General features: G+C 55.2%; 8 protein-coding genes. 4 read left to right on the forward strand and 4 right to left on the reverse strand.

Annotation, left to right across the window (positions count from 1 at the left end):
* Positions 1-2: 2 nt before the first annotated feature.
* The 3 genes from ACT3TC_RS03010 (at position 3) to ACT3TC_RS03020 (ending at position 6,455) form a co-directional block, all read left to right on the forward strand.
* Positions 3-1,799, forward strand: coding sequence for a sodium:solute symporter family protein (locus ACT3TC_RS03010; protein ID WP_172117422.1), 1,797 nt, complete (start codon positions 3-5; stop codon positions 1,797-1,799).
* Positions 1,800-1,901: 102 nt separating this feature from the next.
* Positions 1,902-2,423, forward strand: a complete 522-nt coding sequence (locus ACT3TC_RS03015) for a hypothetical protein (protein ID WP_444639067.1) — start codon at positions 1,902-1,904, stop codon at positions 2,421-2,423.
* A gap of 90 nt (positions 2,424-2,513) precedes the next feature.
* Positions 2,514-6,455: a hybrid sensor histidine kinase/response regulator gene (locus ACT3TC_RS03020; RefSeq protein WP_444639068.1), complete on the forward strand. Its 3,942-nt coding sequence runs from the start codon at positions 2,514-2,516 to the stop codon at positions 6,453-6,455.
* Positions 6,456-6,527: 72 nt separating this feature from the next.
* On the opposite strand, the gene ACT3TC_RS03025 is transcribed toward ACT3TC_RS03020, so the two are convergent.
* The 3 genes from ACT3TC_RS03025 to ACT3TC_RS03035 form a co-directional block, all read right to left on the reverse strand.
* Complete coding sequence (locus tag ACT3TC_RS03025; protein WP_016916171.1) at positions 6,528-7,190, reverse strand: LuxR C-terminal-related transcriptional regulator; 663 nt, start codon at positions 7,188-7,190, stop codon at positions 6,528-6,530.
* Between the two features lie 272 nt (positions 7,191-7,462).
* Positions 7,463-9,412, reverse strand: a complete 1,950-nt coding sequence (gene acs / locus ACT3TC_RS03030; protein WP_172117419.1) for an acetate--CoA ligase — start codon at positions 9,410-9,412, stop codon at positions 7,463-7,465.
* Positions 9,413-9,582: 170 nt separating this feature from the next.
* Positions 9,583-10,164, reverse strand: coding sequence for a SprT family zinc-dependent metalloprotease (locus tag ACT3TC_RS03035; RefSeq protein WP_444639069.1), 582 nt, complete (start codon positions 10,162-10,164; stop codon positions 9,583-9,585).
* 69 nt (positions 10,165-10,233) lie between these two features.
* Between ACT3TC_RS03035 and ACT3TC_RS03040 the strand changes: the two genes are divergently transcribed.
* Positions 10,234-10,902, forward strand: a complete 669-nt coding sequence (locus ACT3TC_RS03040) for a YecA/YgfB family protein (protein WP_441677226.1) — start codon at positions 10,234-10,236, stop codon at positions 10,900-10,902.
* A 26-nt stretch (positions 10,903-10,928) separates the two neighbouring features.
* Here ACT3TC_RS03040 and ACT3TC_RS03045 read toward each other — a convergent pair whose 3' ends face one another.
* Positions 10,929-12,056 carry a phospholipase D-like domain-containing protein gene (locus ACT3TC_RS03045; RefSeq protein WP_444639070.1) on the reverse strand — a complete coding sequence of 376 codons (1,128 nt, stop codon included), beginning with the start codon at positions 12,054-12,056 and terminating at the stop codon, positions 10,929-10,931.
* Positions 12,057-12,087 lie beyond the last annotated feature (31 nt).

Here is a 12,087-nt window from a genome sequence, read left to right on the forward strand (position 1 = left end):
GAATGAGCCAATTTGCAATCAACCTGCTTTTTGTAGGCGCCTCCTTTGCGCTCTATATCGGTATCGCGATATGGGCGCGCGCGGGCTCCACAAAAGAGTTCTATGTGGCTGGCGGTGGTGTTCACCCGATCACTAACGGTATGGCCACAGCGGCCGACTGGATGTCAGCGGCCTCGTTTATTTCCATGGCGGGCCTGATCGCCTCCGGCGGTTACGCCAACTCAACCTACCTGATGGGCTGGACCGGCGGCTTCGTTATTCTGGCTATGCTGCTCGCTCCCTACCTGCGTAAATTCGGCAAGTTTACCGTTCCAGACTTTATCGGTGAGCGCTTCTATAGCCGTACCGCTCGGGTCGTCGCGGTTATCTGCCTGATTATCGCATCAGTTACTTATGTAATCGGGCAAATGACCGGGGCTGGCGTTGCCTTCTCACGCTTTCTGGAAGTACCTAGCACCTGGGGCATCTGGATCGCTGCGGGGATTGTTTTCCTGTACGCCGTCTTCGGCGGTATGAAAGGCATCACCTATACTCAGGTCGCCCAGTACATTGTACTGATTGTGGCCTACACCATCCCGGCTGTGTTCATTTCCATGCAGTTGACGGGCAACCCCATCCCCATGTTCGGTATGTTCAGCTCCCACACGGAATCTGGCCTGCCATTGCTGCAAAAGCTTGATGATGTCGTCATGGCACTTGGGTTTCAGGATTACACCGCCGACGTCGACAACAAACTGAATATGGTGCTGTTCACGCTCTCGCTAATGATCGGTACCGCTGGCCTTCCCCACGTTATCATTCGCTTCTTCACGGTTCCCAAGGTGGCTGACGCACGCTGGTCTGCGGGCTGGGCGCTGGTCTTCATCGCGCTGTTGTACCTAACAGCGCCAGCCGTAGCCTCCATGGCACGTCTGAACCTGATGACCACCGTTTATCCTGAGCTAACCGGCCAGGTTGAGAATTATGAGGAGGCCGGTGCCGAGCCAATCTTCTACGAGGATCGTCCTGAGTGGTTCCGCACCTGGGAAGAGACTGGCCTGATCACATTCTTTGACTTTAACGATGACGGCCGCATCCAGTTCTATAACGATGCCAACGCTGAGTTTGACGTTATCGCTGATAGTCGCGGCTGGGAAGGCAATGAGCTGACGGTCAACAATGACATTCTGGTTCTGGCTAACCCAGAAATCGCCAACCTACCCGCCTGGGTAATTGGCTTGATCGCGGCGGGCGGTATTGCGGCTGCCCTCTCGACAGCGGCGGGTCTGCTTCTCGCTATCTCGTCGGCGATCAGTCATGACTTAATCAAGAACACGATCAATCCGAATATCAGTGAGAAGAAGGAGATGTTAGCAGCACGCATCTCAATGGGCGGGGCTATCTTGCTGGCCACCTATCTTGGCTTGAACCCGCCAGGGTTTGCGGCACAGACCGTCGCCCTGGCCTTCGGTATTGCCGGCGCCTCACTGTTCCCGGTACTGATGATGGGTATTTTCTCAACTCGCATGAACAGCACCGGAGCCGTGGCCGGTATGCTGTCAGGCCTGGCGTGTACCCTGCTGTATATCTTTACCTACCTCGGCTGGTTCTTTATCCCGGGCACCAACATGCTGCCCAATACGCCGGATAACTGGCTGTTCGGTATCTCCCCGCTCTCCTTCGGTGCGGTGGGTGCCATGATCAACTTTGCCGTTGCCTTCCTTGTCTCTAGCATGACGGCGCCGCCGCCTAAAGAGATCCAGGAGCTAGTGCAAAGCGTACGCTATCCAAAAGGTGCTGGTGCCGCAGTTGATCACTAAGCCATAATCGTTCCTGAATGCGCTCGCCAGAGCGCATTTCACGGAACCCATGTCGAACCGGGCTTCCTTTGGGAAGCCCGTTCTCTTTCAGGAAATCGCTTTATGATATGGCACTTGATTGCCGCTATTTTTGCTGCACTGGCCGCTGCGGGGATTGGTTTGATTCTGCGCAATCTATCTCGCAACCGGCTTCCTAAATGGATAGTGCCGGTGTTTGCGGGGCTGGGTATGCTCGGTTATCAGATTCACGTGGAGTACTCGTGGTTTGAGCACAAACAACACCAGTTACCTGAATCATCCGTCATCGTCAGTAGTGCCACCGGAACAGAAGTATGGCGCCCATGGACGTTTGTTTTCCCCATCACGACCCAGTTTAGCGTGGTGGATAGCGACAACATTATTACCCGCGATATTGAAGGCGACCAGGTGGTGGAGTTTATTCTTTACCAGTTCATTCGCCGTCATACCGATTTTGTGTCTACTCAACCCTACTTGCTGAACTGCGAAAGCCGTGAACTGGTGCCGCTAAGCAACGAAGCTGGCGAGGCGCAGTTGAGCGAACTTCGTCTCTTGCGCGAAACATCCACGCTGTTAGCCACCGTATGCGGGAATGCCGACACATAGGAGAGACGCAAGCGTTGCTCTTCGCCTAGAATGGGGCTCTTTACACGCGCCGCTCGCTGGGCGAGATAAACGTTGGTGGGGGAAATAGGCATGTTTCACGGTGGGCTGCTGGTCGCGGTATCCTTTCTTTATATCGCGATTCTCTTCGGTATTGCCTGGCACGGCGACCGCCGTGCCCGTACCCACGGCGCCAGCCGCCGACGCCCCTTCATATATAGCCTGGCGCTGGCCATTTACTGCACCTCCTGGACATTTTACGGCGCGGTAGGCCAGGCAGCCACGGCAGGCTGGTCCTTTGCGAGTATTTTTGTTGGTCCTATCCTGACATTTTTACTGTTTTGGCCGGTTCTCGCCAAAATGATCCGCGTTGCCAAACACCAAAACGTCACTTCTATCGCGGACTTTATCGCCTCGCGCTACGGAAAGACGCAGTCGCTTGCCGCGTTTGCAAGCCTGGTCGCGCTGATCGGAACGCTTCCCTATATCGCGCTACAGCTAAAGGCTGTCTCGTCCACGTTTAGCGTGCTAACCGATGCCAGCGATAGCGTGGGGAGCCCGCTCTTTGGCGACACCGCCTTTTATATAGCCGTTATTATGGCAGTGTTTGCCATTTTGTTTGGTACCCGTCATACCGATGCGACCGAGCACCATGAAGGCTTGATTCATGCCGTCGCGTTTGAATCCATCGTCAAACTTGTCGCATTTATTGTGCTAGGCGCCTTTGTTACCTGGGGCATGTTCGATGGTTTGAGCGAGCTAATGGGGCACGCAGAGAGCCAGCTTGGCCTTCAGCGTCAGCTCGCCAACCAGGACTTCGGCCAAAGCTTTTGGGCACAAACGCTGCTCGCGATGCTGGCGATTCTCTGCCTGCCACGTCAATTTCATGTGGCCGTGGTTGAAAATATTCACCCGGATGACGCCACCAAAGCCCGCTGGCTGTTTCCGCTTTATCTGTTGGCTATCGCTTTTTTCGTTGTGCCTTTGGCCGCAGCCGGGTTACTGCTCTTTTCAGAGAGCGGCGTCGAGCCAGACACCTATGTGTTGGCGCTTTCCATGGCCTCGGGCCATGAGTGGTTAACGCTGCTGACCTTCATTGGCGGTTTTTCAGCCGCCACCGGCATGGTGATTGTTGCAGCAGTCGCCGTTTCCATCATGATTTCTAATGAAATTGTTATCCCGGCCCTGTTCCGGTTGCGCTGGTTTGATACCAAAGCCCGTGACTACGGACGCCTGGTCCTGCGAGCCCGTCGCATCACCATTGCTGTCGTGTTGGCGATGTCCTACGGCTTTTACCGACTCATCGCCGAGCTCACTTCGCTTGCTTCTATCGGCATGCTCTCCTTTGCGGCCGCCGCGCAGTTTGCCCCTGCGGTCATTGGCGGGCTTTACTGGAAACGCGGTAACCGGTTGGGCGTTATCGTGGGGATGAACGCAGGCTTTGCCATCTGGGTTTACAGCCTCTTGTTGCCCGCCATGACGAATGCCGGCGTGCTGCCCCTGGCATGGCTCTCTGACGGCCCGATGGGGATTGCTTGGCTCTCTCCCACCGCCCTTTTTGGCCTGAACCTGGGGGATAGCTTTACCCACGGCGTCATGCTATCGCTGGGCGTTAACCTGTTTTGCTATATCTTCATCTCCCAGGTGACCTCGCAGCGAGTGGTTGAGCGTATCCAGGCCTCGCTATTTGTCGATAGTGTTGAAACGCGCCAGACCTCGGTGAACCGCCCGTGGACAGGTGCCACGACGGTGGGCGACCTAAAAGTATTATGTGAGCGCTTTTTGGGCGCAAGCCAGGTGGAACGGGCATTTGAGGATTACGCGCGCCGCCTGGGCAAGCCACTGGACTACAGCACACGTGCCTCCATTGATGTTATTCAATTTACCGAGCGGTTTCTTGCCTCGGTACTCGGCGCATCCTCGGCACGCATTGTCGTTAACTCAGCGCTACAAGGACGCGGAATCGGCATTTCCGATGTTATCTCTATTGTGGATGAAGCGTCACAGGTACTGGAGTTCAACCGGGCACTGCTGCAGGCCACTATCGAAAACATTAACCAGGGGATTAGCGTTGTTGACCAAAATCTGTGCCTGGTCGTCTGGAACCAACGCTATCTTGAGCTGTTCCGCTTTCCCGACCATTTAATTCGCGTCGGCGCGCCAATTGATCGCATCTTCCGCTATAACGCTCATAACAGCGAATATGGCCCGGGCGACCCCGAAGAGCATGTCCAGCTACTGCTGGATAATATTCGCGAAGGTCACCCTCACCGCTACGTGCGCTATCGTCAGGATGGCAGCGTGCTGGAAGTTCAGGGTAATCCGATGCCCGGCGGTGGATTTGTTTACACGTACCAGGATATTACCCAGCAAAAGCGGATTGAAGAGGCACTGATTCGTTCCGAAAACAATATCCGTATTTACACCGATAATGTCCCTGCGCTCATTGCCTACTTTGATAAAGAGTGCCGCTACCTGTTTACCAACCGCGCCTATGAGCAAGCATTTAACATTGATCGTAATGCGGTGATTGGTCGGCGCTTTGAGGATGTGCTGTCACTTAAGCAGTCAGAAGAGCGTGGCCCTTGGGTCGCCCGAGCACTGAATGGAGAACGGGTAAGTTTTGAAGTCTCCATGCACGTCAACGATGTCATGCGCCATATGCTGGTGACCTATACCCCTCACTTTGGCGACAGCCAGTCGATTCTGGGCTTTTTCTCGCTTTATCAAGACATTACCGAGCGTCGACAAGCTGAAATAGCGCTTGAGGAGACCAATGAAACACTAGAAGAGCGCGTTCGCGAGCGCACCCAAGCACTTTCTGAAGCCAACGCCGCCCTGCGTCAGGAGAACCGTGTTCGCGCCGAGGCCGAGCAGGCCCTGCGCCAGGCCAAGCAACTGGCGGAAGATGCCAACGCCTCTAAAACACGCTTTTTGGCAGCAGCAAGCCACGATTTATTGCAGCCGCTGAATGCTGCTCGGCTGTTTACGTCAGCGCTTATGCAAAACGTAACCACTCCGGATACACAGCGTACCATCGGGCATATTGATAACTCGCTACAGGCCGCTGAAGAGCTGTTGAGCACGTTGCTGGATATCTCCAAACTGGACGCTGGCGCGCTGACACCGCGCCGCAGCCACTTTGCACTCGCCGATATATTCCGCCCGCTGCGCGCTGAATTTGAAGTCATGGCCGATAACCGCGGCCTGGATCTCAACGTTGTGCCAACCCAGCTATGGGTTGATTCGGACCCGCAGATGCTGCGTCGGATCGTGCAAAACTTCCTTTCCAACGCGGTGCGTTATACGCAGGATGGGCATGTGCTGCTGGGCTGTCGTCGCCAAGGGCAGCGGCTTTTAATAGAAGTCTGGGACAGCGGCCCCGGCATCCCCGAGTCCAAGCTCACGGAAATCTTTCAGGAGTTCCGCCGTCTGGATCAGGTATCGCGTCACAAGGAGAGTGAAAAAGGCCTGGGGCTTGGGCTCTCTATTGCTGACCGCATGAGCCGAGTGCTTGACCATCCGATTAAGGTTCGCTCTTGGGAAGGTACTGGTACCGTGTTCTCCGTCAGCGTGCCTGTGGTAGCGGCCAGGGCAATCACCGCTGCCGAGCAAGAGCCTACCAACCGGCGCAGCGGCAATAAGCTAGCCGGTGCGCGCATTGTGTGTATCGACAATGAAACCCTGATTTTGGAAGGCATGACCGCCATGCTCAGCGGCTGGGGGTGTGAAGTCTTTACCGCCACCAGCATTGGGGGCGCTAAATCCATCCTGCGCAACATGGATGGCGACCCGGATGCGATCCTCGCTGACTATCACCTGGACAATGAAGTGACCGGCTTGATGGCTCTGGACGCACTGAGCGAGCGTTTATCGGGCGCGGTGCCCGGCATTGTGATTACCGCTGACCGTACCGAAGCCGTTGCGGATAAGGTCAAACGCGACGGCTATCAACTGCTGCTGAAACCGGTAAAACCTGCCGCCCTTCGCGCGCTATTGACCCGCACGTTACAGGCCAGCCGGGCCAATACCTAGCCTATATGTACCGCAGAAAAAAACCGCTTACGTTGTGCGTAAGCGGTTTTTTTAATCACGCCACGAGAGCGTTTATGACTCAACTTTAGGCGGCTCGACTTCCAGTTTTTGCGCCGCAATGACCGCTTGTGTGCGCGAATGAACGCCCAGCTTGCGTAAAATCGCCGTCACATGAGCTTTAATCGTTGCTTCAGAAACGTTGAGCTCGTAGGCAATCTGCTTATTGAGCAGCCCTTCGGTTAGCATATTCAACACACGAAACTGCTGGGGCGTTAACGAAGCAATCGCTTCAGCAAAGCGCGACTCCTCTTCACTGGTCTCTTCCAACACGTTAGCCAACGCCTCTGGCAGCCAGACTTCACCCTGAAGAATTTCGCCTACCGCTTCAGCAATCAGCTGCAACGACGATGATTTAGGAATAAAGCCCGAAGCACCGTAGTCAATTGCCCGCCGCACGACGTAAGGTTCATCACTGCCCGACACCACCGCCACCGGAATATCCGGCATTTGGCCACGCAACTGAATGAGCCCTGAAAAGCCATGTGCACCTGGCATGTGCAAGTCCAGCAAGATCAGGTCGGCATCAGGATGGCGATTAACCACTTCCGTTGTGGCTTCCATGGTGTCGGCTTCGACAATCTCAGCCTGCGGGGCTAATTGGCGCAAGGCCTGAGTGAGCGCTGCACGAAACAGCGGATGGTCGTCTGCAACGATAAACTTATGGGCTACTGCCATGGATATTCCTCCGGTTCCTCGTGCAGCGGAAATACGTGCCGCTACGACGCTAGGCTCAAACGGTCAACGCATGGTACCCCAAGGTTTCTTCATGCCCAAGCATACCTGCATATTTTGTCATCATTATGTCACCCTTTTAAACGCAACAGTGCCGACCCTCTGGTCGGCACTACAACGCATAAGCGCAGCATGCTGCTATTTGCGCTCTTTTTGGCTGACACTCATCAACTTACGTAGCACTCATCACGCTTAAGCCACTGAGTAGTAAGCTACTATTGATTGGCTCGATGCTCAATCAATTCGTCAACCACTGAGGGATCAGCCAGCGTGCTTGTGTCCCCCAAGCCATCACATTCGTTGGCCGCAATCTTGCGCAAGATACGCCGCATAATCTTGCCCGAGCGCGTTTTAGGCAGCCCCGGCGCCCATTGGATCACATCGGGGGAGGCAATAGGCCCGATATCTTTACGTACCCACTGGGTCAGCTCTTTCTTAAGCTCATCAGATGGCTCAATACTATCGTTCAGTGTTACATAGATATAGATGCCCTGCCCCTTGATATCGTGGGGGAAACCTACCACCGCCGCTTCAGCCACCGCCGAGTGCGCAACCAGCGAGGACTCTATTTCTGCGGTGCCCATGCGATGGCCCGACACATTAAGCACGTCATCCACACGTCCGGTAATCCAGTAATAGCCATCTTCATCACGACGGCAGCCGTCGCCGGTGAAGTACATGCCATCGTAGGTGGAGAAGTAGGTCTGCACAAAGCGTTCGTGATCGCCCCAGATAGAGCGCGCCTGCCCCGGCCAGGAATCAAGGATCACCAGATTGCCTTCGGCGGCGCCTTCAAGCTGGTGGCCTTCGTTGTCCACCAGGGCTGGCTGTACACCAAAGAAGGGCAACGTGGCAGAGCCAGGCTTTAGATCCATTGCGCCTGGCAGCGGAGAAATCATGATGCCGCCGGTTTCCGTTTGCCACCAGGTATCCACAATCGGGCAGTTTTCGTTGCCAATCACCCGATAGAACCACTCCCAGGCTTCCGGGTTAATCGGCTCGCCTACCGAACCCAGCAGGCGCAGGCTGTCGCGTGAGCTGGTGCTCATCACGTTGTCACCATGGGCCATCAGGGCACGCACGGCAGTGGGCGCGGTGTACAGAATGTTGACCTTATGCTTATCAACAATTTCACCCAAGCGCCCGTGAGTCGGATAGCTGGGCACGCCTTCAAACATCAACGTGGTCGCTCCGTTGGCAAGCGGCCCGTAGACGATATAGCTGTGTCCGGTCACCCAGCCCACATCAGCGCTACACCAATAGACCTCACCCTCCTGGTAATCAAACACATACTGGTGAGTCATGGCGGCGTAGGTAAGGTAGCCACCCGTCGTGTGCTTAAGGCCTTTAGGCGCACCTGTTGAGCCAGACGTATACAGGATAAACAACGGATCTTCGGCGCCCACCGGCTCGGCGTCGCACACCGCTTGCTGTCGATCAACCAATTCATCAAACCAGAGATCGCGGCCTTCCTTCCAGTCGATGTCACCACCGGTACGTTTTACGACCAGCACATTCTTGCAGACGTCGGTGCCTTCGCGAGTAAGTGCTGAATCGACGTTCTCCTTGAGCGGCACGTGTTTGCCACCACGCACTGACTCGTCGGCGGTAATAATCAGTTTGGAATCGGCACCAACAATCCGCTGGGCTACCGCATCGGGCGAAAAGCCACCAAAGACGACCGAGTGAACCGCACCAATCCGCGCACAAGCAAGCATTGCCATGGCCGCTTCAGGGATCATGGGCATGTACATCGTCACCGTATCGCCTTTCTCAACACCCAGCGATTTCAGGGCATTGGCCAATTGGCAGGTACGCTCATGCAGTTCACGATAGGTAATATGCTTGGATTCATCAGGATTATCGCCTTCCCAGATAATCGCCGTTTGATCGCCGCGCTGTTCAAGGTGCCGGTCAAGGCAGTTGGCACTCACGTTGAGTACGCCGTCCTCAAACCACCGAATATCCACATTATCCCGTTTAAATGAGGTGTTCTTGATGATGGTTGGCACTTTAATCCAATCAAGACGCTTGGCCTGCTCTGCCCAGAAACCTTCGGGATCATCCTTGGACTGCTGGTACATGGCCGTGAACTTTTCTTTATCGGCCCAGGCGTTGGCGGCGATAGCATCGCGCACCGGATAGACGTTTTGATGTTCGCTCATAGTTGCCTCATGTCCGTAGAAACGCACTCTCAATAGGAATGTAGTCGGTATTATTCTTTGTTGCCCCGACACCACTGAATGTTCCCCTAGCATAAACCTCCCTTAGGCGGCTTCCTCTTAGACATTGGTATTAACATTTTTTATTTAAAAAACAGCAACCTGGATGGCTTTCAATGATTGTCGTAAGCGATATAGACCAACGTCTCCTGGCAATGACGACAACGATAGCGGCGCCCCTTGTTAACTAGCGCATGACGCCTAGCCGTCAACAGGTGCTCACGGCAGGCGCACTGATAGCGGTAAGGTGCAGGCTGAGCCTTATGAACGTCGAAGCGGTGGGTAACGTGAGGGGCTAGCCCAAACAAGTCCCGCATCACGGTTTTCCACTCTTGCCCGTGTGGTTTTAAGCGTCGCCCGTCACGTAGATGAAACACCAGCCAATGCGCCATCTCATGCGGAATCACATCGTTAAAAAACGCAGTACGATTGTCACTAAGCAAAATAAAATTAAACCGCAGGCCACCGCGTCCCCAATGGGCTTGTCCCGCTGAAGCGCCCTTTAAATCAAACCATACCCGGGGCCGCGGCAACTGCGGATACACTTCCAGGCAGCGCTGCCACGCTTGCTCGACCCGGCTTAATGCCGCTTTTTGTAGCGCCTCGGGTGACAGCGCCGCTAATTCATCTTCCGGCCAGGGCGGCAGCGGCAATGTACCCGTTAGCGATGCGCCTATTAGTGATAAACTTGTCATTAATGAATGCCTAAATGATGGTTACCCATTAGTATCATTTTTTAAACGACCCAACTCATGAGGCTTGCTATGGCAGAGCGCCCCGACGATGCAAACGCGCCAGAGACTGTCCCTCCGCAGCCACTGCTGACCGATGAGCAGCTCGACAGGCTGGATGATTTCCTCGACTCAGACCAGGTCGATGAAGACGCGCTGGACGTGATCTCCGCCCACGGCTTTCTCGTGGCACTCGCGGTAGCTCCCAGCGAAGTATCACCGGCTCAGTGGCTCGTTGAGCTGTTTCAAGGCGAACCGCGCTATGCCGATGATAACGAGCGCAATGAAATTGTTAATCTGCTAACCCTGCTGCGCAACAACGCAATGGCCGTGCTGGAGCAAGGCGGGCTTCCTGAACTACCTTTTGATTTAACCTTGGATGGGCTGCCTGCGGAAGAAACACCGATTGGCGACTGGTGCGCGGGCTTTATGGAAGGCGTCTTCAGCGATGAAAGCGCGTGGTTCCAGGAGGATGAAGAAGCCGCGGCAACACTGCTTTTGCCCTTTATGCTGCTTTCCGGGCTATTTGATGATGAGCCCGACATGGCCGAGATGGCAAGCGACACGGCACACCAGGAAAGCCTGGTCGCGCAATTGCCAGAGCTCGTGCTTGATTTGTATTTGCATTACCGCGTTCCACCGGAAACGCCCAAACCCAAGCCGCGCAAAAAAACGCCTGCCAAGAGCCGCAAGCGCCGCTAAGTCAGTGTTCATTCAACCCGGTATCGTTACTTAAGCCGGGTAATCACTGAATCCAGCGTACCAAATATCCATTCAAAGGCGCGCTGCTTCCATGAGCGCGCGGCCCACTCCTCGGCCAGCACTTCCTTGCTGGCCGAAAAATTACGCTCAAACATAGCGCACACATCCTGAGCAAGCCGCTCGTCCATCACTTCCTGATTGGCCTCCAAGTTCCAGTGCAGATTCCAGTGATCGAAGTTACACGAGCCAATACTCACCCAGTCATCCGCGAGTACAAATTTGGCATGAATAAACGTCGGCTGGAATTCGTAAATGCGTACGCCCGCTTTAAGCATCGACTGATAAAAACGTTGTCCTGCGTAACGCACGCTGGGGTGGTCATGCTTCGCGCCGGGCAGCAAAAGGCGTACATCCACGCCCCGCTTTGCAGCCCGCGCCAAGCGACGGCGCAGTGTAAACGTAGGCACGAAATAGGGCGTACAGAGCCAAAGACGCCCTTGAACGCCCTGCACCCGGCGGTAAAGCGAGTGACGAATCGCCTGGTACCGGTAGCCTCGGCCCTGTATGGCTCGGCCGATTGCCCCGCCTTCAAACGCCTCTGCCTGGCGCTGTTGAGGAAGAGGCGCCGGAGGACGCTTATCCTCTGCGCGTGTTAAGCGCGAACGCCAGAGGGTGCGAAAAAGCATCTCCCAGTCGGCGATGACCGGGCCTTCAATACGCACGGCAATGTCGTACCATGCCTCTAAAAATTCATCGACGGCGCCAAACCCACCGGTAAAGGCTATTTGTCCATCGACCACTATAATTTTGCGGTGGTCACGACTAAGGTTCCGAGCCAGTGAGTGGAGCCCCACCGGATTGAAAAAGCGCAGCGCCACGCCCGCGTGGAGAAGCCGCTCGCGGTCGCTGCTAGCAAGCCCCTTGGAACCAAAGCCATCCAACAGCAGATACACCCTTACACCCCGCTGGGCTGCCGTTGTTAGTGCTTGTATCACCTGGTCAGCAAGCGCTCCCGACTCCATCAAGTAAAGCTCAACCAACACATAGTGATTGGCGTGGTTGATGGCTTCAAGCATGGCGGGTAGAAAGCGAGACGCCTCTGGCAGCAGGGTAAACCGATTGCCCGCATGCCATGTCAGGGGCTGATACTTCATAGCGCTCTGCTCCTGATGAAATACCTCGTTA

Source organism: Halomonas sp. AOP27-A1-41 (assembly GCF_052378605.1).
Taxonomy (GTDB): domain Bacteria; phylum Pseudomonadota; class Gammaproteobacteria; order Pseudomonadales; family Halomonadaceae; genus Vreelandella; species Vreelandella citrativorans.

Bases quoted from the DNA above. Each gene is read 5' to 3' on its own strand.
- ACT3TC_RS03010 (WP_172117422.1), top strand. From the start codon at position 3: ATGAGCCAATTTGCAATCAACCTGCTTTTTGTAGGCGCCTCCTTTGCG.
- ACT3TC_RS03015 (WP_444639067.1), top strand. From the start codon at position 1,902: ATGATATGGCACTTGATTGCCGCTATTTTTGCTGCACTGGCCGCTGCG.
- ACT3TC_RS03020 (WP_444639068.1), top strand. From the start codon at position 2,514: ATGTTTCACGGTGGGCTGCTGGTCGCGGTATCCTTTCTTTATATCGCG.
- ACT3TC_RS03025 (WP_016916171.1), bottom strand. From the start codon at position 7,190: ATGGCAGTAGCCCATAAGTTTATCGTTGCAGACGACCATCCGCTGTTT.
- acs (WP_172117419.1), bottom strand. From the start codon at position 9,412: ATGAGCGAACATCAAAACGTCTATCCGGTGCGCGATGCTATCGCCGCC.
- ACT3TC_RS03035 (WP_444639069.1), bottom strand. From the start codon at position 10,164: ATGACAAGTTTATCACTAATAGGCGCATCGCTAACGGGTACATTGCCG.
- ACT3TC_RS03040 (WP_441677226.1), top strand. From the start codon at position 10,234: ATGGCAGAGCGCCCCGACGATGCAAACGCGCCAGAGACTGTCCCTCCG.
- ACT3TC_RS03045 (WP_444639070.1), bottom strand. From the start codon at position 12,056: ATGAAGTATCAGCCCCTGACATGGCATGCGGGCAATCGGTTTACCCTG.